Below are 25,134 nucleotides of genomic sequence, written 5' to 3' on the forward strand. Positions count from 1 at the left end.
TATAACATTCTTGACCCGATTGCCGCGGCATGGTCTACCCACGCGCAAGGGGGAATACCGAATGCTTGTACCAGCTCGGCTCGGCAGGACCAGCGCCTTGGCAGCATGGGCGCTGCTCGCGCCTTGCCTGGCAGCGGCGCAGACCGACGCGCCGATCGAGGCCCGCTATGCCGCAGCCGACCGCTATCTGGGTGACGGGCTCGCCAAGCTGATCGTCGATCGCAGCCTGCGTGCGGGCTTCACCACCGACAGCGCCGGGATCGTCTATCGCCATGGTCCAGAAGGCGCGCGGACCGTTGCCTATTACGACCTCGCCACCAGCCAGTCGCGCCCGATCGCCCCGGAAGCGGCGATTGCCGCGGCGCTCGCCAAGGCGCTCGACAAGCCGGTCAAGCCCGCCGCGCTGCCGATCGAGGACGCGAAGCTCGAGGGCGGCGCGCTGCAGTTCAGCGCGTTCGACAAGCGCTGGACCTGGGCCGCCGACGGCACGCTCGCGCCCGCCGCAAAGGGTGCGGCGGACGGCGAGGACGCGCTCTCGCCAGACGGCCGCTTCCGCATCGTCTCGCGCGACTTCAACCTCTACGCCGTCGAGTTGGCGAGCGGCCGCGAAGTCGCGCTGACCAAGGACGGCACCCGCGACCAGCCCTATGGCCGCGGCATCCCCGTGCTCGCCGACATCCTCGCCCAGGGGACCGAGGACCCGACCATGCCGGTCTCGGTCCGCTGGTCGCCGGACAGCAAGCGCATCCTGACCTGGCGGCTCGACGCGCGCGACGTGATCCGGCTGGGCATCGTCCAGGCGACGCCGCCGGGCAGCCTCTACCCGCGCACCTTCCGCTACATCTATCCGCTTGCCGGCGCCGAGAAGCTGCCCCAGGCGACCCGGCTGGTGATCGACGTCGAGCAGGCGCTGCGTCGTCGCAAGGCGCGGCTGGTCCCTCTCGCTGTCCCCAGCGAGTCGCTGCTCTACCCCTATGATCCGGACATGGCCTGGGTGAACGGCCAGGTACGCGCGCAATGGACCGAGCGCGGCTACAAGCAGCTCGTCGTCTACAAGGCCGATCCCGAAACAGGCGCGGCGACGGTGGTCGCCCGCGAGGCGCTGACGCCCAGTGTCTCGGTGGTGTCGAGCTCGCTCCAGCCCGCGCCCGAGCTGGGCGGCGAGCTCGTCGTCTCCGAACGCAGCGGCTGGGCGCAGCTCTATCTCGTCCGCCCCGATGCGCCCGAGGGCGGCATCCCGCTCACCCGCGGCGAGTGGGACGTGATCGGCGTCGACCATGTCGATGCGGCGGCGGGCGCGATCCTGGTGCGCGGGGTCGGCCGCGAGCCCGATCGCAATCCCTATTATACCGCACTCTACCGGATCGGCACGCACGGCGAGCAGCCGCTGCTGCTGACGCCCGAGCCGATGCAGCATGACGTGCAGGTGGCGCCGGACGGCAAGACCTTCCTCGACGTGCTCTCGACGCCCACGCAGCCGAGCCGCACCGTGCTGCGCAGCGCGACCGACGGCCGCATCCTCGCCGAGCTCGGCCATGCCGATCCCACGGCGCTGCTCGCCAGCGGCTATCGCATGCCCGAGCCGTTCCAGGGCGTCGCGGCGGACGGCAAGACGCCGATCTACGGCATGATCTACCGCCCCGCGCGCTTCGACCCGAACCGCCGCTACCCGGTGATCGACAATGTCTATACCGGCCCGACGACCACCCAGGTGCCGACCAGCTGGACCGCTACGGTGGGCGCGGCAGGCTCCAGCGTCGCCCAGCTCGGCGCGATCGTGGTGATGATCGACGGCCGCGGCACCTCGCGGCGGGGGCGCGCCTTCCGCATGCACGCCTATCAGAATCTGGGCGAGGTCGGGCTCGACGACCATATCGCGCTGATCCGCCAGATGGCCGAGCGCTACCCAGAATTCGACCTGTCGCGCGTCGGCGTGTTCGGCGGTTCTGCCGGCGGCTATGACGCCGCGCGGTTCGTGATCCGCCGCCCCGGCTTCTTCAAGGTCGGCGTCGCCTCCTCGGGCAACCACGACCTGCGGCTAGACAAGGCCTGGTGGCCCGAGACCACCATGGGCGCCGCCAGCACCAATGACTGGGCGCGCAACTCGAACATGGTCGCCGCCCCCAATCTCGGCAGCCACCTGCTGCTGATCCACGGCGACATCGACGACAATGTGCCGGTGACCGAAAGCTTCCAGCTCGCCACCGCGCTGATCTGGGCGGGCCGCGATGTAGACATGGTGGTGCTGCCCAACACCACCCATGCGGTCTACCAGCCCTTCTTCTGGCGCAAGTTCCGCGACTATTTCGTGCAGCACCTGCTCGGCGAGGCGCCCCCCGCCGATATCGGTTTCGACACGCCTGCCTGGCGCGAACAGCTGCCGCTGCTGCGTCCCGAGAAATGAGGTCCCCGATGCGTGCCCCCCATCTGCTCCTCGCCGCCGCCGCGCTCGCCGGGGTGAGCAGCCTGCCCTTCGCCGCCCCGCTGCTTGCGCAGGAAAGGGCGGCGAAACCCGTCTATCCGCCGATCCGCACCACGCCGGTGCGGGTAGGCGCCTTCCTGCTCGAACTGCGCAGCGACACCGGCACGCTCGCCCGGCTGTCGCCCGCCGCCGATCCGGCGTTCGACTTCGTCCCCGGCGGCCGCGAGGCGGAGCGGCAGGGCGATGGCTTCAACCATATCGGCGATCTCAACCTTCGCCTGCGCACCGCGGGCGGCGCATGGCAGGACTTCGCCTCGTCGCGCGCCCGCAAGCCGATCAAACCCCTCCCCCTCACCCCCGGCGTTTTTGCCGCGGCGGACATCACCGCGAGCATGGGCGAGGGGCTGCCGCTGCGCATCGAGCGGCGCTGGGTGGATTCCGCCGGTGTGCCGGTGCTGCGCTTCCGCATCGTCAACACCTCCGCCGCGCCAGTTGAGATCGGCGGGCTCGGCATGCCGATGGTGTTCGACAACACCATTCGCGACCGTACGCTGGAGACCGCGCACGCCCAGGCGAGTTTCGTCGATCCCTATATCGGCCGCGATGCCGGCTATCTTCAGGTCACAAGGCTGAACGGCAAGGGCCCGGCGCTGCTGGTGCTCCCCGACGGACGCACGCCGCTGGAGAATTACGCCCCGCTCAAGAACCCGAACGAGCCCGGCGCGATCTTCACCGACAAGAGCCCGCGCAGCCAGGTCTCAGAAGGCTTTTACGACTGGACGGTCGCCTCCAAGGGGTTCGTCGAGCAGGAATGGCGCAAGGCGGGCGAGCAGTGGAACCCGCCGACCAGCTTCACCCTCGCGCCGGGTGAAGCCCGCGACGTGGGCGTGCGGCTGGTGCAGGCGCCGTCGATCCGCGGCATCCAGTCCACCCTCGTCGCGCAGGGAAGGCCGGTGGCGCTGGGCGTGCCCGGCTATGTCGTGCCGAACGACCTCGAAGCGTCGCTCTTTCTGAAATACGCCCAGCCTGTCGCCAAACTGGACGTCTCCCCTGCCGGGGCGATGACGGTGACGGCGGCGGGCGTCGTGAGCGGCTGGCGGCGCTATGCGGTACGGAGCACCGGCTGGGGCCGTGCGCGCGTCACCATCACCTATGCCGATGGCAGCGTGCAGACGGTCCAGTATTTCGTGACCAAGCCGCTCGAGCAGACCATGGCCGATCTTGGCCGCTTCGCCACGACGCAGCAATGGTTCGACGATCCCAAGGACCCGTTCGGCCGTGCCCCCGCGATCCTCAGCTACGACCATGAAGCGGGCAAGATCCTCACCCAGGAGCCGCGCGTCTGGATCGCCGGCATGAGCGACGAGGGCGGCGCCGGCGGCTGGATCGCGGCGATCATGAAGCAGCTCGACAATCCAGACCCGGCCGAGGTCGAGAAGCTGGAGACGCTGGTCGACAAGACGATCTTCGGCAAGCTGCAGATCGCCAGCGGCGAGCATATCGGGGGGGTCAAGAAGAGCCTGTTCTACTACGACCCCGCCGCCTTCCCCGGCTTTTACGACCCCGCTGCGAACTGGAAGACCTGGACGAGCTGGTCGAAGAAGGATGCCGACGATCTCGGGCGCTCGTTCAACTACCCGCATGTCGCGCTCGGCTATTGGACGCTGTATCGGCTGGCGCGCAACCATCCGGGGCTGGTCACCCATCATGACTGGCGCTGGTATCTCGACCATGCCCGGATGACGATCGTCGCGATGATGCGCGATGCGCCCTATTACACCCAGTTCGGGCAGATGGAGGGCGAGGTCTTCGTCGACATCCTCGAGGATCTCCAGCGCGAGGGGATCGCCGACGGCGCCGCGCAGATCGAGGCGCTGATGAAGAGCCGCGCCGATCACTGGGCGAGCCTCGCCTATCCCTTCGGCAGCGAGATGGCGTGGGATTCGACCGGCCAGCCCGAGGTCTATTCCTGGATGCGCTATTTCGGCCATCCCAAGCAGGCCGCCGAGACGGTGGAAGTGATCCTCGGCTATGATCCGCTGATCCCGCACTGGGGCTATAACGGCAATGCCCGGCGCTATTGGGACTTCCTCTATGGCGGCAAATATCCGCGGATCGAGCGCCAGATCCACCATTACGGCTCGACCAACAACGCGCTGCCGCTGTTCGAGGCATTCCGTGCCAACCCTGCCGACCTGCACCTGCTGCGCGTCGCCTATGGCGGACTGATGGGCGGCATCACCAATATCGATCGCGACGGCTTCGGCTCGGCGGCGTTCCACAGCTGGCCGGACCGGATGGCGTGGGATCCGTATAGCGGCGACTATGGCTCGGGCTATTTCGCCCATGCGTACGGCGCCGCGACCTATCTGGTGAAGGACCCGGTATTCGGCTGGCTCGGCTATGGCGGCAATGTCCGCGTCGCCGCCGACGCGGTGACGGTTGCGCCCAGGGACGGTGCGCGCAGCCGGCTGTTCGTCGCGCCCGCCGGCCTGTGGATCACGCTCGAGGCGGGCAAGATCGCCCAGGCACGCTATGTGCCCGCGACCGGCGTGATGACGCTCACCCTCGACCCGCGCAGCGCGATGACGCCGCAGGCGCTGGTGCGGGTGGAGAAGACCATCGGCGGCCGCGGCTACCGCGTCGAAGGCGGCACGCCGGCGCGGGGCGCCACCACGCTGCCGCTCGGCGCGGGACCGACCGAGGTACGGCTGGTGCCCCGTGCCGGCTGACCGCGCTCAGGCCGGATCGATCGCGAGCAGCAGCCGGGTTTCGCCCGTCCCCAGGATCGGCGGCGAGCGGTGGAGGATCGCCGGTGTGTCGGTCGCAAGGCGCCCCTTGAAGATGGCGACATCGCCGGTCTGCAACTGGCGGATCGGCGTGTCCGCCACGTCGGGACCATAGCGCCACTGGGTGCCCTGCCCGACCAGCGTGCAGAGCAGCCGCGCCGCGACATAGTCGGCGTGGAACTTGCGGCAGGCGTCGGTCTCGATCACCTCCAGCCGCACCGTCACCGCATCGAGCGTCAGCGCGCCTGCGAAATGCCGCGCCAGGCCGACGATCTCGTCGCACAACGCGGTGCCCCGCGCGCCATAGGGATAGCCCGCAGCTGCCAGTGCATCGGCGATGGTCACCGACAGCACCTCGACGCGACTGGTGAGCTCGCAATCGTCGATTGCGCTCCAGTCGAGGCTGCCCAGCCAGTCGAGCGCCTCAGGGAAGCGCCGATGCCAGACGGCGAGATGCACATAGGGCTGCGCGGCGGTTGCCAGCACGGCGGGCTCGCACCGTTCGATGGCAAGCGCCGGGGCAACCGCCTCCTGGCCCGGAACGTCCAACGCCAATCTCGCCTGCGCCACCATCTTCTTGCCCTTGCATGATACACTGTATCATTCCCTTGCCGCGATCGGAGCGCGGCGCAAGCGGGGGTGCGACGAACGGAGGTGACGGCGGCGATCAGAAGCGCGAGAGGGTGAACCGGTCCACGTCGAGCGCCCCGCCGGCGGTGCCTGGGTTGAAGCAGGACAGCGCGAATTGCACGCCCTGGAAGGTGCCGGTCCGCCAGTCATATACCAAAGGCACCGTGCCCCCGAGGGGCGTGAAGCTGCGGCCGTCCTCGCTGTACGAGAGCAGCGCGGTTGCCGCGGTGAAGTCCATCTCGGTACGCAGCCACAGCCGCGGTACCTTGGTGGGGATCGCGGCGACGCGGATCTCGGTCTTCGGTCCCGCGGTGGTGGACTCGGTCACCCGCATCGACAGCGCGCGGCTGCCGTCGGGCTGGCCGACCACGGCGATCGCCGCGCTGTACTTGCCGAAGGTGCCGAAGCCACACACGTCGCCCGGCCGGATGCCCGCGGGATCGACTTGGACCTCTGCGCGCGAGCGTGGCGCCTGCCCCTTCTGGACCAGCGTGTTGCGCGCCCACCAGAGCTGGTCGGCCGGCACCGCGCGCAGCCGCAGCCAGCCGCGCCGAGCGGTGAGCGACCAATAGGGATCGAGCGGATTGTGGTTCCACTGCCATTGCCGGCCGAGCGTCGGCGCGGTGAAGTCGTCCGAGGCGGGCGGCTCGGTGAAACGGCCGCCCGGGATCGGCTTGCGCGCCCGATCGGGCACGCGGCCGGGCTGCTCAGGCGTGCCCCAGACCGGCCAGCCGTCCTGCCAGAAGACCGGGCTGATGTTGGTGACCCGGCCGATCGGCCCGGAGTCGCGCATCACGAAGCCGACATCCGTGCCATCCGCCAGATCGACCAGCGCGCCCTGATGCCCGCCCGTCGTGTCGTCGATCTGCGGCTTGGTCTCCCACGGGCCGTCGAGGCTGCGGGCGCGGGAGACGGTGAGCGCCAGCTTGTTGGGGATCGAATTGAACAGATAATACCAGCCGTTCCGCTTGAGCAGCTTCGATCCCTCGGCGCCTTTGTTGTAATAGATCTCGCGGCTGGAGGTGATCTTCGAGGCGGTCTTGTCGAGCGTGTGCAGCGTGATCGTGCCGTTGGTGCCGATCGAGGTCGCAAGATACACCTGGCCATCGTCGTCAAAGAACAGCGCCGGATCGAACGCGGCGCGGTCGAGCTCGGCATAGGTCCAGGGGCCGCGGGGATCCCGCGCGCGGTAGATCCGCGTATGCTGTCGGATCGGGGTCACCGCCAGATAGTAGATGCCGGCATGGTAGCGCAGGCTCGGCGCATAGACGCCGGCGCGATAGGAACCGCCATCCTTGAGGTCGAACTCGGCGGCGCCGGTCAGCTTCGGGAGGACATGGCTGAGGATGTCCCAGTTCACCAGGTCGCGCGAATGGAGGATGGTGAGGCCCGGCACATTGGCGAAGGTAGTGCTGGCGAAATAGAAGTCCTTGCCCACCCGGATGATGTCGGGATCGGGATAATCCGCGTTGAGCGGCGGGTTGCGATAGGTCCCGTCGCCCTGGTCCGAGCGCCAGACCTGGGCGGAAGCCATGGCGGGCAGCAGCAGGGCTGCCGCGATAAGTGCGCCCCGCATCACTGCGCCATCGGCCCGATGATCGTGCCGACGAACCCGCCCGCCTCGTGGGTGCTGAGGAAGCGGACGTCGAGATCGCGCTTGAGCGTGCCTTTTGTCGCGCCGCTCGCATAATCGAACGCCATGGTGCCGCCGGTGATCCGCAGCGTCAGCGTGACCGGCGCGGTGCCGGGCAACGGGGTCGAGGCGACCATCTGCTCGTCGCCCTTGGCGCGGGTGTAGAGCGCCAGCGTCCGCGTGCCGCCGCTGTTGGTGAGGCCGTAGAAGAGATAGTGGAGGTCGCTCTGCACCGCTGCGAGGCCCGCACGCTCGTCGGGCTTGGTCGGGGCATAGCGCACCGTCACGCTGACGGTGGCGTTGGCATGCTGCTGGCGGCGACCGACAAAGCCGGGCACCTGGTTGAGATCGCCGAGCCGTGCGGGCCTTGTGATCACCAGTTCGCCGCGCTCGACCTTGTAGAAAGGCGTCTTGGGGGTGCGGATGCCGATCCATTGCATCGACAGGGTGTTGCCGGCGAAGCGGTCGACATAGCTGAAGCCGCCGCTGGTCGGCAGTGCGGGCGCGGCCTGCGCGGGCAGGTTGGGTGCCCTGGCCACCATCGGCACCGGCTTGCCGTGCGGCAGGATCATCGGCCAGCCGTCGGTCCAGGTGACCGGCAGCAGGAAGGTCTCCCGCCCCGTGTTGTAGAAGTCGTCGGCATAGGGCCGCACGCCGAGGAAGGTCGCCCACCAGTCACCCTTCTGGGTCTGCACCAGCGTCGCGTGACCGGTGGAGGTGACCGGGTTCGGGCGGTTGGGATCGAGGTCGCGCTGGGTCAGGATCGGATTGTCCGTGAAGGGCACATAGGGGCCGAGCAGGTCCCTGGAGCGAAACACCACCTGCGAGTGGTTGACGCTGGTCCCGCCCTCGGCGGCGGTCAGATAGTACCAGCCGTCCTTCCTGAAGATGTGCGGCCCCTCGATCCACACCGGCTTCTTGGTGATGTCCACCCCGCCGTTGATCAGCTGGGTGCTGGGGCCGACCATCTTGCCTGCGCGCCAGTCATATTCCTGGATCCAGATCGCGCGGTGGCCCTCGTAGCGGGGCGTCTCGTCGGGGGCGCGGTTGTTGACGATATAGGCCTTGTCGCCTTCCCAAGTGATCGAGGGATCGATGCCTTCGAACGGCAGCCAGATCGGATCGGACCAGGGCCCGCGCGGGTCCTTGGCGGTGATCACGAAATTGCCTTTGCAGCTCACGCAGGTGTTGACGATGTAGAAGGTGCCGGCGTGATAGGAAATATCTGGCGCGAACACCGCCTGCGAGGTGCGCATGCCGGTGAAATCGAGCTGGCCCGGCCGGTCGATCGCGTTGGCGATCTGGGTCCAGTGGACCAGATCCTTCGAATGGAAGATCGGCAGCCCGGGATAATGGGCGAAGGACGAAAGGACGAGATAATAGTCCTCGCCGACGCGGGTGACCGAGGGGTCCGGGTAATAGCCCGACAGGATCGGGTTGCGATATTCGCCGGGGCCCGGCTTCGCGGCTTCCATCGCATGACCCGAATAGCGGAAGTCGCTGAACCGGGCGGGCGACTGGGCGAAGGCGGGCATCGCGCTCGCGCCCATCAGCACCGCGGCAGCGGCGATCCTCGAAATCTTCATAGCATCCCCTCGCATCCGCTTCGGCGGCATCGACTTTCCGACCGAGGGGCAGCCCGCGCCGACCTTCGGTAGCGCTACCATATCGCGGCGGACGCGGATGACCAGCCTCCACGTTGCGCCTAGACGCGTGTATAGCAGCCGGAACGCCCGCGGCGCTGTACCGTTCGGCCATCATGGTCTCCCCCACCGATGCCGAGCGCCTGAAGCGCGCCGCCGCTGCCGCTGCGGTGGAGGAAGTGCAGGACGGCATGGTCGTCGGCCTCGGCACCGGCAGCACCGCGGCGCATGTCGTGCAGCTGCTCGCGCCGCGGGTGGCGGCCGGGCTCGACATCACCGCCGTGGCGACCTCGCGCGCCACCGACGCTGCCGCACGCGCCGTCGGCATTCGCTTGGTGACCCCGGACGCGCTCGGCGCGATCGACCTGTGCATCGACGGCGTCGACGAGATCGACTCCCGGCTCCGCGCGATCAAGGGCGGCGGGGGCGCGATGCTGCTCGAGAAGATCGTCGCCACGCTCGCCCGCCGCAACATCGCCATTGCCGATGGCTCGAAGCGGGTCGAGCGGCTGGGCGGCCGTGCGGTCCCGATCGAGATATTGCCGGCCGCGCGGGGGCTCGTCGCTGCGGAAATTGCGCGCCTCGGCGGCGCCGCCGATCTGCGCCTGCGCGACGGGGCCCCGTGGGTGACCGACTGGGGGCATCACATTCTCGACGCACAGTTTCCGAACATCACCGATGCCACCGCCCTCGCCCGCGCCCTCTCGGCCATCCCCGGCGCGCTCGGCCACGGCCTGTTCCTCACCGAGATCGACGCGCTCTACGTCGCCGGTAGCGACGGAGTGAGCCGCCAGGAGCGCCCGATAGATGAATGAGATTGCAGCCATTTGCGAACCCACCCGTTGCATCGCGACGAACGGAGTTGCCTGATCCATGTCCGACCTCGACCAGAACACCCACGAAGACGGCTCGCCCGATCGCCTCGCGATCGACACCATCCGCACGCTCAGCATGGACGCGGTGCAGAAGGCGAACAGCGGCCACCCCGGCACGCCGATGGCGCTGGCGCCGGTGGTGCACACGCTGTGGAGCCAGTTCCTCCGCTACGATCCCGCCGCACCCGACTGGCCCAATCGCGACCGCTTCGTGCTGTCGGTCGGCCATGCCTCGATGCTGCTCTATTCGGTGCTGCACCTCGCCGGCGTCCGCGAGATCGACGCCGACGGCCAGCCGACCGGCAAGCCCGCGGTGAGCCTCGACGACATCAAGCAGTTCCGCCAGCTCTCCTCCAAGACCCCCGGCCATCCCGAATATCGGATGACCACCGGCGTCGAGACCACCACCGGTCCGCTCGGCCAGGGCTGCGGCAATTCGGTGGGCATGGCGATCGCCGAGCGCGCGCTGGCCGCGCGGTACAATCGCGACGGCTTCGACCTGTTCGACCATGACGTCTATGTCCTGTGCGGCGACGGCGACATGATGGAGGGCGTCTCGGGCGAAGCCGCCTCGATCGCCGGGCATCTCAAGCTCTCGAACCTCTGCTGGATCTATGACAGCAACCATATCTCGATCGAGGGCAGCACCGATCTCGCCTTTGACGAGGATGTCGGCCAGCGTTTCCAGGCCTATGGCTGGAACGTCCTCCATGTCGACGACGCCAACGACACCGCAGCGCTCGCCGAGGCGATCGCCACCTTCCGCGCGACCAGCGACGCGCCGACCTTCATCGTCGTCCACTCGGTGATCGGCTGGGGCTCGCCCCGCGCCGGTAGCGAAAAGGCGCATGGCGAGGCGCTGGGCGAGGACAATGTCCGCGCGACGAAGAAGGCCTATGGCTGGCCCGAGGACGCGCAGTTCCTCGTTCCCGAGGGCGTCGCCGAGCGCTTCGGCGGAGCGGTCGCGGATCGCGGCAAGCCGGCGCGCGAGGCATGGGAGCAGCTGTTCGCCCGCTACCGCGAGGCCTTCCCCCAGGAAGCCGCCGAGATCGACGAATTGCGCCGCGGCAAGCTCCACAATGGCTGGCAGCAGGCGATCCCGAGCTTCGACGCCGATGCCAAGGGCCTCGCCTCGCGCGACAGCAGCGGCAAGGTGATCAACGCGGTCGCCCCGCACCTCCCGGCCCTGCTCGGCGGCGCGGCGGACCTGTCGCCCTCGACCAAGACCGACATCAAGGGCGCGGACTCGTTCGAGGCCCATAATTACGGCGGCAAGAACCTGCATTTCGGCGTGCGCGAACATGCGATGGGCTCGATCGCCAACGGCATGGCGCTGAGCTACCTGCGCCCCTACACCGCGACCTTCCTGGTCTTCGCCGATTACATGCGCGCGCCGATCCGGCTGGCGGCGATCATGGAGCTGCCGGTGGTGTTCGTCTTCACCCACGACTCGATCGGCGTCGGCGAGGACGGGCCGACGCACCAGCCGATCGAGCATCTCGCCACGCTGCGCGCGATCCCCGGCCTCGACACGATCCGCCCCGGCGATGCCAACGAAGTCGTCGCCGCCTGGAAGGTGGCGCTCGAACACAGCCAGGAGCCGACCGCGCTGATCCTCTCGCGCCAGGCGATCCCGACGCTCGACCGCAGCAAATATGCCTCGGCCGAGGGCCTTGCGCGCGGCGGCTATGTGCTCGCCGATGTCGAGGGCGGCGATCCGGAGGTGATCCTGATCGGCACCGGCTCCGAACTGCCGATGGTGGTCGACGCGCACGAGCGGCTCACCGCCGAGGGCGTGCGCTCGCGCGTCGTCTCGCTGCCGAGCTGGTATCTGTTCGAGAAGCAGGACCGCGCCTATCGCGAGTCCGTGCTGCCGCCGGAGGTGATGGCGCGTGTTGCGGTCGAGCAAGCCGGGTCGATGGGCTGGGACCGCTATGTCACCAGCAACGGCGCGACGGTCACCATGTCGACCTTCGGCGCCTCCGCGCCGCTCGCCAAGCTCCAGGAGAAATACGGCTTCACCGTTGACAACATCGTGAAGGTCGCGCGCGACGTGATGGAGAAGGTCAAATGAGCGCCGACAGCAAGCTGAAGCAGCTGCACGATGCCGGCCAGGCGGCGTGGCTCGATTTCGTCGACCGCAGTTTTCTTCAGGATGGCGGCCTGCGCAAGCTGATCGAGCAGGACGGCCTGACCGGCGTCACCTCCAACCCGTCGATCTTCGAAAAGGCGATGGGGCATGGCGAGGCCTATGACGCGGGCTTCACGCGCTTCCTCGGCAACGGCGACGCCAGCGTGGCCGATGTGTACGAAAGCCAGGCGATCGCCGATATCAAGGCCGCCGCCGCCGATCTGCGTCCGGTCTATGACCGGCTGGGCGGGCGCGACGGCTATGTCAGCCTGGAAGTCTCGCCCTATCTCGCCAACGGCACCGAGACGACGATCGAGGAAGCGCGGCGGCTCTGGCAACATGTCGACGAGCCCAACCTGATGGTGAAGGTGCCGGGCACCGAGGCGGGCGCTCCCGCGATCCGCCAGCTGATCGAGGACGGGATCAACATCAACGTCACGCTGCTGTTCTCGCAGGAGAGTTATCAGGCAGTCGCCGAGGCGTATCTCGCAGGATTGGAGGCGCGGGTAGCCGCAGGGCAACCGATTGACCGGATCGCGAGCGTTGCCAGTTTCTTCGTCAGCCGGATCGACATCCAGATCGACAAGAAGATCGATGCGCGGGTCGCCGAGGGCGATCCGGAAAGCGCCGCACTCGAGGCGCTGCGCGGCAAGGTCGCCATCGCCAATGCCAAGCTGGCCTATGCTTGGTATCAGGCGATGATCGCCAGCCCGCGCTGGCAGGCGCTGGCCGCCAAGGGCGCGATGCCGCAGCGGCTGCTCTGGGCCTCGACCGGCGTCAAGGATCCCGCCTATCCCGACACGCTGTACATCGACACGCTGATCGGGCCGGACACGGTCAACACCATGCCGCCCAAGACGATGGATGCGTTCCGCAACCATGGCACCGTCGCCGAGACGCTGACCGACGGCCTCGACAAAGCCCGCCACGTCTTGGCGGAAGCCGATCGGCTGGGCCTCGGCCTCGACGACATCACCCGTGCGCTGGTGCTCGACGGCGTGCAGCAGTTCGGCGACGCCGCCGATGCGCTGCTCGGTGCCGTCGCCGCAAAGCGCACCGCGCATCTCGGCAAGCGGCTGAATGGCTTCGAGGCGCAACTGCCCGACGCGTTGGAAAAGGCCGTCGAGGACCGGCTGGCGACGGCCCGTGCCGACGCCTGGTCGCGCCGGCTCTGGGCGGGCGACGCCACGCTGTGGACCGGCGGCGACGAAGCCGAGTGGCTCGGCTGGCTTCCCGCCGCGCGCGGCGAGCAGGTCGACATGGCGGCACTCCGGCAGCTGGCGGAGCAGGCCAAGCATTTCCGAAACGTCGTGCTGCTCGGCATGGGCGGATCGAGCCTCGGGCCGGAGGTGCTCGCCCAGATCCTCGGCAATGCCTCGGGCAGCCCCAGGCTGCACGTGCTCGACACCACCGATCCCGACCAGATCGCCAGCGTCCAGGCGCAGATCGATCCCGCCGAGACGCTGTTCATCGTCTCCTCCAAGTCCGGCTCGACGCTCGAACCCGAGCTGCTGCGCGCCTATTTCTTCGAGGCGAGCGGCCGCAAGGGCGACCATTTCGTCGCGGTCACCGATCCGGGTTCGAAGCTGGAAGCGACGGCCAAGACGGACGGCTTCCACGCCACCTTCCCCGGTGACCCTGCGATCGGCGGTCGCTATTCGGTGCTGTCCGTCTTCGGCATGGTGCCCGCCGCGGCAATGGGCCTCGACGTGGCCGGCTTCTTCGAGGCCACGCAGCCGATGGTCTTTTCCTGCGGCGCCGACGTGCCGCCGGCCGCCAACCCGGGCATCCGCCTCGGCGTGCTGCTCGGCGAGGCAGCCAAGGCCGGGCGCGACAAGCTGACCATCCTCGCCGAATCGCCGCTCGTCCCGCTCGGCGCCTGGCTCGAGCAGCTGCTCGCCGAATCCACGGGCAAGCAGGGCAAGGGGATCGTGCCTGTCGACCTCGAGCCGCTGGGCGCGCCTGAATCCTACGGCAACGACCGCGTGTTCGTGCAGTTCGCGCTCGCCGGGGCCGCGAGCGGTACCGAGTCCGCCGCGCTCGATGCGCTCGCCGCCGCTGGGCATCCGGTCGTGCGGGTCACGCTCGATACCCCGCGGCTGATCGGGCAGGAGTTCTTCCGCTGGGAAATCGCGACCGCCATCGCCGGCGCGGTGATCGGCATCGATCCCTTCGACCAGCCCGATGTCGAGGACGCCAAGGTCGCGACGCGCACGCTGGTCGACGCCTATGAGGCCTCGGGCACGCTCGATCCCGAACAGCCGATCGCCGAGACTGCGGACTTCGCGCTCTATGCGAGCAAGGGCCAGTCGCTCTCCGGCAGCCCCGCCAGCCTGCTCCGCGACCATTTCGCTGCGCTGGTCCCCGGCGACTATGCCGGCTTCCTCGCCTATATCGAGCGCAACGATGCCGACACGGCGGCGCTCACCGCCATGCGCATTGCGGTGCGCGATGCGAAGCGGGTGGCGACCGTCGCCGGCTTCGGCCCGCGCTTTCTCCACTCGACCGGACAGGCCTACAAGGGCGGCCCGGCGGGCGGCGTGTTTCTTACCATCACGCGCGAGCCCGATCCGGACCTCGCCGTGCCGGGCCGCAAGGCAAGCTTCGGCACGGTCCAGATCGCCCAGGCACGCGGCGATACCGACGTGCTCGCCGAACGCGGCCGCCGCGTGCTGCGCGTGCATTTGAAACGGGGCGGCGGCGGGCTACAGGCCCTGGTATCGGCCGTGCTTGCGGCTCTCTGAAGATAACGGAAGGAATACAGCGGATGCGTCTTGCAATGATCGGCCTCGGCCGCATGGGTGCGGGGATCGGACGGCGGCTGATGGAGCACGGCCATGAGATCGTGGCGTTCGACCGGAGCACCGATGCGGTGGAGGCGATGGCCAAGGACGGTGCTACGCCCGCCGGCTCGCTCGAGGACGTGGTTGCCAAGATGAGCGCACCGCGCATCTTCTGGGTGATGCTCCCCGCCGGCGAGCCGACCGAGAGCACGGTGGAAGCGCTGATGGCCGCCGCCGAGCCCGGCGACATCATCATCGACGGCGGCAACAGCTTCTACAAGGACGACATCCGCCGCGCCAAGGTCGCCGCCGAGCGCCAGCTCCATTATGTCGATGTCGGGACCTCGGGCGGCGTGTGGGGGCTGCAGCGCGGCTTCTGCATGATGATCGGCGGCGAAAAGGACGCGGTCGAGCTGCTCAATCCGATCTTCGACGCGCTCGCGCCGGGCATCGGTACGATCGCGCGCACGCCCGAGCGGGTCGGCCGTGAGGACTGCGATCCGCGGGCCGAAAAGGGCTATATCCATTGCGGCCCGGCCGGGGCCGGTCACTTCGTCAAGATGGTGCACAACGGCATCGAATATGGCCTGATGCAGGCCTATGCCGAAGGCTTCGACGTGCTGCGCAGCAAGGCCTCGGAGAATCTTCCGGAAGACGAGCGCTTCGACCTGCACCTGACCGACATCGCCGAGGTCTGGCGGCGCGGTTCGGTGATCTCGTCCTGGCTGCTCGACCTCTCCGCCTCGGCGCTGGCCAAGGACCATGCCCTCGACGCCTTCAGCGGCAAGGTCGCCGATTCGGGTGAAGGGCGCTGGACGATCGACGCGGCGATGGAAGAAGCCGTGCCGGTCTATGTCCTCTCCGCCGCGCTGTTCGCGCGCTATCGCAGCCGCGTCGAGAACACCTTCGGCGACAAGCTGCTGTCGGCAATGCGCTTCGGCTTTGGCGGGCATGTCGAGATGCCGCAATGAGCGACGCGCCGCCGGCACCCGCCGCGACACTGGTGATCTTCGGGGCGATGGGCGATCTCGCCGGTCGCCTGTTGATGCCGGCGCTGGTCCATCTGGAACGCGACGGGCTGCTCGACGGCGACACGACCTTGCTCGGCATCAGCCATGGCGAGGGCGATGACGACGCGCTGCGCGACAAGCTCGGCGCGTTCATTGAGGGCGACGAGGAGGCCTGGGGCAGCTGGCGGGACCGGATCGCGTACTTGCGCGGCGACTTCGCCGACGATGCGCTGTACGACACGCTGCGGGAGAAGCTGCAGGGCAACGCGGTGTTCTACCTCGCCACCGCGCCGCGCTTCTTCGGCCTGATCGGCGAGAAGCTCGGCTCCAGCGGGCTGCTCGACGAGGCGGACGGCTTCCGCCGGCTCGTCGTCGAGAAGCCGTTCGGCACCGATCTGGAATCGGCGCAAGCGCTCAACGCGCAGCTGCTCTCTCATGCCGACGAGACCCAGATCTACCGGATCGACCATTTCCTCGGCAAGGAGACGGTGCAGAACATCACCGTCGCCCGCTTCGGCAACGCGCTGACCGAAGCGGTGTGGAACAACCGCTATGTCGACCATGTCGAGATCACCGCGGCGGAAACGGTGGCGGTCGGCAGCCGGGGCAAGTTCTACGACGAGACCGGCGCGCTGCGCGACATGGTGCCGAACCATCTCTTCCAGCTGCTCGCACTCGTGGCGATGGAGCCGCCGAACAGCTTCGATGCCGAGGCGGTGCGCTCGGAAAAGGCCAAGGTGATCGCCGCGGTCACGCCGATCCCGCCGGAAGATGCGGTGCGCGGCCGTTATCTGGCGGGCGAGGCGGGCGGCAAGCCGGTACCGGCCTATCGCGACACGCCCGACGTTGCCCCGGACAGCCGCACCGAGACCTATGTGGCGCTCAAGGTCGCGGTGGAAACCTGGCGCTGGCACGGCGTCCCCTTCTACCTCCGCACCGGCAAGGCGATGACCGCGCGCGATACCGAGATCGTCATCCATTTCCGCGAGGTCCCGCGCACGCTGTTCCGCAATACGCCCAACACCGAGCTGCCGCCCAACCGGATGATCCTCCAGATCCAGCCGGGCGAGGCGCTGACGCTGGAAATGGCGGTGAAGCAGCCCGGGCCGCTGGTGAAGATGGTGCCGGCAAGCCTCGCCTTCGCCTATGCCGATGCGTTCGATATCGGCCCCCATACCGGCTATGAGACGCTGCTCTACGACGTGCTGATCGGCGATCAGAGCCTGTTCCAGCGCGCCGACCAGATCGAGGGCGGCTGGCGTGCGGTGCAGCCGCTGCTCGACGCCTGGCGCAGCGGCGAACCCGACGACTATACCGCCGGAAGCACCGGCCCCCAATCCGCCGACGCGCTTCTTGAACGCGACGGCCGCAGCTGGCACGAGATCGCATGAACCTTCGCCTGTTTCTCTCCGACGTTGACGGTACGCTGGTACGGCCCGACAAGAGCCTGGGCGCCCCGGTGGTGGCCGCGATCCAGCGGCTGGTAGCAGCGGGGGTTCCGGTCTCGATCATCAGCGCGCGCCCGCCGAGCGGGCTGCTCTGGATCGCCGAGCGGCTAGGGCTCACCACCCCGATCGGCGCGTTCAACGGCGGCACGATCGTGCGGCCCGACGGCACGGTGCTGTCGGCGACGCATCTCGATCCGGCGGTCGCCGCACGCACGCTCGCGCTGGTCGAACGGCCGGACGTGATCCGCTGGGTGTTCGCCAAGGGGCAATGGCATGCCGATCGGCTCGACGACCATTATACCCCGCGCGAGTGCGTCACCTCCGCGCAGGATCCGGTGGTATGCAGCGATTTCGGCCCGCTGCTCGATGCGATCGACAAGATCGTCGCGGTGTCTTCCGATCACGAGATGCTCGCCGGGCTGGAGGCGGACGTCGCGGCGGCGCTGGGCGACGGGGCAGAGGTCGCGCGCTCGCAGCCTTATTATCTCGACGTGACCGCGCCAAGCGCGAACAAGGGCGACGGCATCGCCGCGCTGGCCGCGACGCTGGACGTGCCGCTGTGCGACGTCGCGGTGATCGGCGACCAGTATAACGACCTGCCGATGTTCCGCCGGGCCGGACTGTCGATCGCGATGGGCCAGGGGCCGGAGGACGTGCGACGGGCGGCGATGCACGTGACCGGTGGCAACGATGCCGATGGCGTCGCCCAGGCGATCGAGACGATCCTGCTGCCGCTTCTGAAGGTCTAGCCGGGGTCCCGTTCAAGGATCGCCAGCGTCGCCGGGTCGCGCGTGCCGCCGAACCAGCGGTCGAGCGCGGCGGCGAACAGCGGGCCGGCGCCCGCGGCCTCGAACAGGGTCAGCGACGAGCGCAGCTTGATCGCGTCGACCTCGCCGAACACCGCCTCGGCGGTGCCGCTGGTCAGGTCCTGCAGCGCCGAGACGCTGTCGCGCAGCCGGGTGCCCAGCACCGGGTGCTCAAGATAGGCGCGCGCCTCCGCCAGCGAGGCAATGGCGTAGCGCTGCGCCATGGCGCTTCTGCCCAGCCCGGCGATCTGCGGGAAGATGAACCACATCCAGTGGCTGCGCTTGGCGCCGCGGCGGATCTCGGCGAGCGCCGTGTCGAAGCTCCCCTCCTGCGCGGCGACGAATCGGTCGAGGTCGTGCGGATCGCTCATTCGCGCCACCCTAATCGGTTTTGCCGCGAAGCGCGCTGAGATATGCGAGGAACATGTCCGCCATCGCATCGGACCAGACGACGATCTCCGCCTCGCTGCGTGGGCTGGCGGAGAAGCTGGCGCCGACCTGGCTCAGCGTCATCTTGATCAGGTCGCCCGCGCAGTTCCGTGCTGCCTCGGGCACGTCAGGCAAGGCTTCCTCGACGAACGTGCGGTAGATCCGCGCCGCCTCTCCCTTGGCGGCTACGGCCTCGGGGGCGTCGCGATAGAGCGGGGCGGCGTCCGCCAGCGCGGTGCGGACCGCCGCCTCCTCGCATTCGGAGCGAACGAAGGCATGGACCAACTGCCGCATCCGCGCCGGCGGCGGCACGTCGCGTTGCTGGAGGATTCCGGAGAGGAGCGCGGTCGTACGGCGCCATTCGTCGACCTGCAGCCGGAACAGGATTGCCGCCTTGTTGGGGAAATATTGGTAGAGCGAGCCGACGCTCACCCCCGCCCGCTCGGCGACTCGCGCGGTGGTGAAACGCCCCGCGCCCTCGGCCATCAAAACCTGAACAGCGGCCTCGAGCACCGCCTCGATCAACTGGGTCGCGCGCTGCTGCTTGGGGCTTTTCCGCGCGTGAATCGGCGGGGTTCGGGCAGCGGCCATGGGGGTCCTCGGCAATGCGAATAGGCGAAGCTGACGGATTAGTCGTATTTTGGCGGTGCCGGCAAGTTCCCGCCGGCCACCGGAGCACCCCATGACGAATACGCTTACCAGCGCCCCCGTGGCGCCCCTCATCGCGCGCCTGTTTGCCGAGGCCGATGCGCACCGACCCGCGCTCGCGCCTGCCTTTGCGGGGATCGGCGCGGAAGAGCAGCGTCGCCTGATGCGCAGCAAGACGGCCTATACCGAGTTCTACGCCCGGCTCGGCGACTTTGCCCTGCCCGTCTCGCCCGCCGTCGGCACCTTGCTCTACATGCTGGGCCGCGCCACCGAGGCACGCAACATCGTCGAGTTCGGCACCTCGTTCGGCATCTCGACGCTCCACCTCGCCGCAGCGCTGCGCGACAATGGCGGCGGCCGGCTGATCGCCACCGAGTTCGAACCATCCAAGATCGCCCGCGCCAAGGCGAACCTCGCCGAAGCGGGGCTGTCGGATCTCGTCGACTTCCGCGAAGGCGATGCACTGCAGACGCTGGCAGTGGACCTGCCCGAGACGATCGACCTGGTGCTGCTCGACGGCGCCAAGGCGCTCTATGCCGACATTCTCGACCTGCTCGAGCCGCGCCTCCGCCCCGGCGCGATTCTGATCGCCGACAATGTCGATCATTGCCCCGACTATCTCGAACGGGTGGGCAAGGTCGCGGGCGGCTATATGTCGATGCCGTTCAACGACGAGGTCGAGCTGACGATCCGGCTGCGGTGATCCGCGGAAAGGCCTTGCAGTCCAGCCGCTTCGCTGTCGTTATCATGGGCATGCTGGTGTTTCTGGACTTCGAGGCCTCGTCGCTGGGCAAGCGCAGCTACCCGATCGAGGTGGCGTGGGTGTTTGAGGACGGCCGGTCGGAAGCGCATCTCCTCCGCCCCGCCCCCGACTGGGACGACTGGGATCCTGCCGCCGAGGCGATCCACCACATTCCCCGCGCGACCTTGCTGGCAGAAGGGGAAGCACACGACACGGTGGCGCAGCGGATGGTCGAGGTGCTGACCGGCCACGATCTGCTGGCCAGCGCGCCGAGCTGGGACGGCAAGTGGCTGAGCACCCTGCTCCGCGCCGCCGGGCTGCCCCGCCACAGCCTGCGGCTGCGCGACACCGAGGCCGCATGGCGCGAGGCGGCACGCGCGGTGCTGGAACCGCATGTGCCGCCCGCGCTGCTCGATGCGACGGTGAAGGACCTTCTGGTGCACGCCGAGATGCAGGATCGCGACCAGCCCGCCCACCGCGCGCTTGCCGATGCCTTGGAAGAACGCGATCGCTGGCTCGCCGTTCGGGCAGCGGCGGCGGCGCATGTCGCAGGAGACCAAGGATGATCCGTTCGACTCTCCTCGTCGCGGCGGCGCTGTCGGCGATGGCGGCACCCGCCTCGATAGCCAAGCCCCCGCAAGAGACCGTGGATGCCCCGCTCCACGGCCGGCTGGAGGGGCCGTTCGAGCTCCGGTCCCGCGTCTATCCCGGCACGGTGCGGCGCTACTGGGTCTATGTCCCCGCCGGCTATGACCCTGCGCGGCCACCCAATCTGCTGCTGTTCCAGGACGGTCAGCGCGCGACCAACCCCAATGGCTCGCTCAAGGTCCCCGCGGTGCTCGACGCGCTGATCGCGCAGGGTGCCATTCCCCAGACGCTCGGCGTGTTCGTCACCCCAGGCAACCGATCGGCGCACTATCCCGACACGCTCGGCATGCAGAACCCGGACCACCGGGTCGAAGAATATGACGCGCTGTCCGACGCCTATGCCCGGATGACGCTCGACGAGCTGCTCCCCGAAGTCACGCGGCGCTGGCGCTTCTCGGCCGATCCGAAGCGGCGCGCGGTCGGCGGTACCTCCAGCGGAGCGATCGCATCCTGGACACTGGCCTGGCGTCACCCCGAGGCGTTCGGCAACGTGATCAGCTGTATCGGCAGCTACACCTCGATCGGCCTAGCGCTCGACGCCGACGGGCAGCCGCGCACCTATGGCGGCGATATCTACCCGGGGCTGATCCGCAAGAGCGCGATCCGGCCGCTGCGCGTCTTCCTGCAGGACGGCCGCGAGGATCTCGACAACGAGCATGGCAACTGGTTCCTCGCCAACCAGCAGATGCTCAAGAGCCTCGAATGGGCCAATGCGCATGCCGATGCGGAGAAGCGGCCCGGCCCGCGCTACGACGTGCGCCATGCATGGACCGCGGGCGGCCATTCGGACGCCGAGGGCGGCGCGTTGCTGCCCGAGATATTGCGCTGGATCTGGCGCGATCAGCCGGCGGATACGGGCCGCCGCTGAGTGCCGCTAAAGGGGCCCGGCGGTTGCCGAGCCCCTCTTGCCACTTAGAAGCTGCCGCGCAGGATGAACGAGAAGCGACGATCGTTCATGAAGTAGGAGCGCGGCGCCAGGTCCTTCGGATCGCCCGTATAGGCCTGGGTGGTCTTGGTGATCGTGTTCGTCAGGTTCACGCCCTGCACGCCAAGCTTCACATTGTTGGTCAGGTTGACGAACAGCGAAGCGTCGAGCGTCCCCACCGGCTCGTTGAAGATCGAGAAATAGGGGAAGATCACGTCCGATGCGGTCAGCAGGAAGCGCGAGCGCCAGTTATAGGCCGCGCGCACCGAGATGCCGCCCAGTTCATAGAATACCGCCGCGTTGACGTTGTGCTTGGACAGCTGCTCGAGCGGCAGGTTGCCCGACGGGGTCACCGTGGAAACGTTCGAGGGCGAACCGCCGTTCAGGAAGCTGTTGGGCAGGCCCGAGCTGTCGATGAACGTGTAGTTGGCGGAGATGCCGAGCCCCTTCAGCGGACCGGGCAGGAAGTCGTAGGTCTGCTGATAGGCAAGCTCGAACCCCTTGATCTTGCCCGTTCCTTCATAGTTCGCCGGACCGCGGACGAACACGTTCTTGGTCACGTCGTTGCTGGTAAGCGTGCGGTTGGTGACCTGCTGGTAGAAGAAGCCGTCGATCGCCTTGTAGAACCCGTTGAGGGTGAGCGAACCGACCCGGGCGAAATACCATTCGAGGCTGGCGTCGAACTGCCAAGCAGTGGCCGGACGCAGATAGGGGTTGCCCGCGGTCGCCGTCAGCTCGCCGCTCGTGCCGAGGCCGATCGTCAGGAAGTTGCGGATGTTGGCGTTGTCCGGGCGGGTCAGCACCTTCGAACCCGCGAAGCGGAGCAGCAGCTGGTCCGACAGGCCGAACTTCAAGTTCAGGCTGGGCAGGAAGTAGCTGTAGCTGCTCTTGGCGGCGTTGAACGTGTCGAACCCGGCGCCGGCGAACTGCTGCAACTGCGCATAGCCCGACGGCCCGAGCGTGCACACGCCGCCTTGCGGTTGCGGCAGGGTTCCCGGCGGTGCGTTCGGCGGCACTTGCAGCGCACAACGATCGGCATACGGCTCGAGGATGTTGAGCTCCGCCTGGCTCGGCACGCCGATCCGGCCTTCCGAGCGAAGGTTGGTGCGCACCCAGCGCAGACCCACATTGCCCGAGAAGCGGATCCGGCCGAACAGCGTGTCCGACCCGAAGCTGGCCATGCCATAGGCGGCCGTGTCCAGCTGGCTGACCGGCTGGATCTCCGAGGGCAGGTAGGGCGTGCCGGCAACGGCACGCGCGCGCCCGGAGGCCGGCACCCAGGTCGGCGACGCGCCGAGGCCGGTGGCGATCGCCTGCACCGCCTGGAAGTCCTTCACTGCTTGGTCATAGCCACGGATCAGGTCGCCGCCATAATAGAAGGCGCCCGGCGGGGCCGCGGTCTGGCCGCGGAAGAAGTTCGGGAAGTTGTAGCGAGTCATCATGCTCGCCGGCGTGTCCGAGAAATTCACCGGCCGCGAACCCGACCAGGTCTCGCTCAGCATGCCCCAGTTATAGGTGGAGTAACGGACGGTCTGATCACGATCCTGGTAGCGCGCTCCGAACTTCACGCGGCGCAGGAACGAGTCCTCGTCGAACTTGTACTCCAGGTCGCCCTGGAACGCATATTGCGTACCGGTGCTGTCCTCGAAATGGTCCATCGCCGCGCGCCAGAACTGGAAGCGGGGGTCGTTGAAATATTGCGCATCGGTCGCGCTGGCGAGCGCGGCGTTCGGCGTCGACCAGTTATAACCGAGATATTGCGGCTTGTGCGGGGTCACCGACGGGATCTTGCCCGAAATGTCGAGCTCCTGGTCGGCGAAGCTCGACCCGAACACCGAAAAGTCGAGATGCTGCCGATGCGACGTGGCGACCTGGCCATCGAGCGTGACCGTCAGACGATCGGTCAGGTCGGTCTTGAGCCGGAGGCTCCAGTCCTGGTTCAGCGTCTCTTCGCGCGACTGGCGGCGTGCCAGCGACTGCTGCAGGCCGCCGATCGGCACATAGGGCGAGGTGCTCGGATCGCCGCGCCAGCCATTGCTGGTGTTGACGATATAGCCCGACTGGAACAGCCCGTTGGCGTCGTACTGGAAGTCCTGGAACTGGCCGACCGGACATTCGGCGCGCGAGGTTGCCGCGCCGGCGCTGCCATCCGCCGGAATGGTGTTCGGGCCGTTCGAGTTCTGGAGACAGCCTTTCGGATAGGTGGTGTATTCGGCGAGATCGGGCGCGGTTTCGAACGTGTACTCGCTCCATTCCTGCGTGGTGTGCGAGCGGACATATTCGGCGGTCAGTGTAGTGCGGTGATCGATCGATTCGAACTGCGCTGCGAGCGACATGCCGTCGCGCTTGCGATTGAATTCCTGCGTGCGGAACTGCCCGCCCGCCGGGGCCACCCGCGACCCGGCGAAATCGGCGAAGCCGTCCGCACCCGCACCGCCGGCGGTGCCGCAGGGCGCGTTGGTTGCGGGCAGCGTGGTGGTGTTGGCCGACGAGGGTAGCGGGTTGCGGCAGACGAGCGTGCCGTCGGTGTTGGCCGCATTGACCAGCGTGTTGTCACGCGTCTGGTAATTTGCGACCTGGATGCCGTCCGATCGGCTCTTGATCTGCGAAAAGGCGCCGCTGGCGAGCAGGCCGAAGCGACCGATACCGGTATCCCAGGTGTTCGAGATCAGCCCCGAGATCGTCGGCGTCCACTTCTTGCGCATGTCGCCATAATTCGCCTCGAGGCTCATGGCGGCATGGAGGCCGGTGCGATCGAACGGCTTGCGGGTGTTGAGGTTCACCGTGCCGGCGAGCCCGCCTTCGATCATGTCGGCGGTGGTGTTCTTCGCGACGATCACCGAGCCGAGCAGTTCGGAAGGCACGTCGGCAAAGTTGAGCGCCTGGCCGCCGACGCCCGCTGCGAAGGCGGTGCGGCCGTTGAACTCCGAGCGCACGAAGGTGAGGCCGCGCACCGCGACGCCCGAGCCTTCGACCGAGAAGTGATCGGGGTCGTTCGAACCGGCGAAGCGGTTGATCGACACGCCCGGCACGCGCTGCAGCGCTTCGGTGACCGAGCGATCCGGGAGCGAGCCGATGTCCTGCGAGGTGATCGCGTCGACCACCGTATCCGAGTCGCGCTTGATCGACTGGGCGGTGGCAAGACTGGCGCGGATGCCGGTGACGACGATCTGGTCCTGCTGCGCCTCGTCGACCTGCGTCGCGCCGGCCTGCTGATCATCGGTCGCGGTCTGGGCATGGGCGGCGCCCATCATCCCGGCGACGCACAGCGCGGTGACCGACGCACCACGTAAGAAAGATCCGATTTTGTTGATATTGCGCAGACGCGCACGCGATGACGACCGCATGATCCCCTCCTCCGACTTTTTGGTGGCTCGTTGGCCACGACAATGTTGTCAGTATGTACAACAGATCGCCAAGCGCTTGGCAATGCGACCGCTACCATTTTTGGAAATGTTTTCGCAAACACTGTAACCTGGATGCAACGCTCGGCCACATGTCCTCTGGGGCAAGCGCGAAGGAACGTTTGACATAGCGGCGAAAATTGCCGGTAATCGCGCAAAAGCGGGAGG

General features: G+C 68.0%; 17 protein-coding genes. 11 read left to right on the forward strand and 6 right to left on the reverse strand.

The genetic code is table 11. From position 1 onward, the window contains the following. The first annotated feature begins 61 nt into the window (after positions 1-61). Both ABIC65_RS20855 and ABIC65_RS20860 read left to right on the forward strand, forming a co-directional pair. Positions 62-2,404, forward strand: a complete 2,343-nt coding sequence (locus tag ABIC65_RS20855) for a S9 family peptidase (RefSeq protein WP_354311318.1) — start codon at positions 62-64, stop codon at positions 2,402-2,404. 8 nt (positions 2,405-2,412) lie between these two features. Next, positions 2,413-5,154, forward strand: a complete 2,742-nt coding sequence (locus ABIC65_RS20860) for a DUF5695 domain-containing protein (protein ID WP_354311319.1) — start codon at positions 2,413-2,415, stop codon at positions 5,152-5,154. A 6-nt stretch (positions 5,155-5,160) separates the two neighbouring features. Here the strand turns inward: ABIC65_RS20860 and ABIC65_RS20865 are convergent, their stop codons facing one another. The 3 genes from ABIC65_RS20865 to ABIC65_RS20875 all read right to left on the reverse strand — a co-directional run bounded on the left by ABIC65_RS20865 (position 5,161) and on the right by ABIC65_RS20875 (position 9,060). Continuing rightward, positions 5,161-5,766: a DUF1826 domain-containing protein gene (locus ABIC65_RS20865; protein ID WP_354311321.1), complete on the reverse strand. Its 606-nt coding sequence runs from the start codon at positions 5,764-5,766 to the stop codon at positions 5,161-5,163. Between the two features lie 112 nt (positions 5,767-5,878). After that, positions 5,879-7,417: a glycoside hydrolase family 43 protein gene (locus ABIC65_RS20870; RefSeq protein ID WP_354311323.1), complete on the reverse strand. Its 1,539-nt coding sequence runs from the start codon at positions 7,415-7,417 to the stop codon at positions 5,879-5,881. Further along, a complete protein-coding gene (locus ABIC65_RS20875) occupies positions 7,417-9,060 on the reverse strand; it encodes a glycoside hydrolase family 43 protein (RefSeq protein ID WP_354311324.1) in 1,644 nt (547 codons plus the stop codon). Before ABIC65_RS20875 ends, ABIC65_RS20870 begins: the two co-directional genes overlap by 1 nt. A gap of 173 nt (positions 9,061-9,233) precedes the next feature. On the opposite strand from ABIC65_RS20875, the gene rpiA reads away from it, so the two are divergent. From rpiA to ABIC65_RS20905, 6 genes are read left to right on the forward strand one after another with little or no spacing between them, the layout of a single operon-like run. Beyond that, positions 9,234-9,932 (forward strand): ribose-5-phosphate isomerase RpiA, encoded by a 699-nt coding sequence (rpiA, locus tag ABIC65_RS20880; protein WP_354311326.1) that lies wholly within the window; start codon positions 9,234-9,236, stop codon positions 9,930-9,932. A 58-nt stretch (positions 9,933-9,990) separates the two neighbouring features. Next, positions 9,991-12,066, forward strand: a complete 2,076-nt coding sequence (gene tkt, locus ABIC65_RS20885) for a transketolase (RefSeq protein ID WP_354311327.1) — start codon at positions 9,991-9,993, stop codon at positions 12,064-12,066. Continuing rightward, a complete protein-coding gene (locus tag ABIC65_RS20890; protein ID WP_354311328.1) occupies positions 12,063-14,867 on the forward strand; it encodes a bifunctional transaldolase/phosoglucose isomerase in 2,805 nt (934 codons plus the stop codon). The genes tkt and ABIC65_RS20890 overlap by 4 nt, the downstream gene beginning before the upstream one ends. Before the next feature lie 23 nt (positions 14,868-14,890). Then, complete coding sequence (gene gnd, locus ABIC65_RS20895; RefSeq protein WP_354311330.1) at positions 14,891-15,877, forward strand: phosphogluconate dehydrogenase (NAD(+)-dependent, decarboxylating); 987 nt, start codon at positions 14,891-14,893, stop codon at positions 15,875-15,877. Continuing rightward, positions 15,874-17,307 (forward strand): glucose-6-phosphate dehydrogenase, encoded by a 1,434-nt coding sequence (zwf, locus tag ABIC65_RS20900; RefSeq protein WP_354311332.1) that lies wholly within the window; start codon positions 15,874-15,876, stop codon positions 17,305-17,307. Before gnd ends, zwf begins: the two co-directional genes overlap by 4 nt. Beyond that, positions 17,304-18,113, forward strand: coding sequence for a Cof-type HAD-IIB family hydrolase (locus tag ABIC65_RS20905; protein WP_354311334.1), 810 nt, complete (start codon positions 17,304-17,306; stop codon positions 18,111-18,113). The genes zwf and ABIC65_RS20905 overlap by 4 nt, the downstream gene beginning before the upstream one ends. Here ABIC65_RS20905 and ABIC65_RS20910 read toward each other — a convergent pair. Beyond that, positions 18,110-18,541, reverse strand: coding sequence for a DUF1810 domain-containing protein (locus ABIC65_RS20910; protein WP_354311335.1), 432 nt, complete (start codon positions 18,539-18,541; stop codon positions 18,110-18,112). The two genes, ABIC65_RS20905 and ABIC65_RS20910, sit on opposite strands and share 4 nt — an antisense overlap. A 10-nt stretch (positions 18,542-18,551) precedes the next feature. Next, the gene (locus tag ABIC65_RS20915) at positions 18,552-19,190 is read right to left on the reverse strand and encodes a TetR family transcriptional regulator (protein WP_354311337.1); all 639 of its coding nucleotides are present in this window, start codon (positions 19,188-19,190) and stop codon (positions 18,552-18,554) included. 91 nt (positions 19,191-19,281) lie between these two features. On the opposite strand from ABIC65_RS20915, the gene ABIC65_RS20920 reads away from it, so the two are divergent. The 3 genes from ABIC65_RS20920 to ABIC65_RS20930 are packed head-to-tail and all read left to right on the forward strand — an operon-like array spanning position 19,282 to position 21,505. Continuing rightward, positions 19,282-19,950, forward strand: coding sequence for an O-methyltransferase (locus tag ABIC65_RS20920; RefSeq protein ID WP_354311339.1), 669 nt, complete (start codon positions 19,282-19,284; stop codon positions 19,948-19,950). Positions 19,951-20,000: 50 nt separating this feature from the next. Continuing rightward, complete coding sequence (locus ABIC65_RS20925) at positions 20,001-20,555, forward strand: 3'-5' exonuclease (RefSeq protein ID WP_354311341.1); 555 nt, start codon at positions 20,001-20,003, stop codon at positions 20,553-20,555. Then, complete coding sequence (locus tag ABIC65_RS20930) at positions 20,552-21,505, forward strand: alpha/beta hydrolase (protein WP_354311342.1); 954 nt, start codon at positions 20,552-20,554, stop codon at positions 21,503-21,505. Before ABIC65_RS20925 ends, ABIC65_RS20930 begins: the two co-directional genes overlap by 4 nt. Before the next feature lie 44 nt (positions 21,506-21,549). Here ABIC65_RS20930 and ABIC65_RS20935 read toward each other — a convergent pair whose 3' ends face one another. Then, entirely contained in the window at positions 21,550-24,909 is a 3,360-nt protein-coding gene (locus tag ABIC65_RS20935; RefSeq protein WP_354311344.1) for a TonB-dependent receptor, read from the reverse strand. Between the last annotated feature and the right edge of the window lie 225 nt (positions 24,910-25,134).

Origin of the sequence: Sphingomonas trueperi (assembly GCF_040545665.1) — a bacterium.
GTDB lineage: Bacteria > Pseudomonadota > Alphaproteobacteria > Sphingomonadales > Sphingomonadaceae > Sphingomonas > Sphingomonas trueperi_B.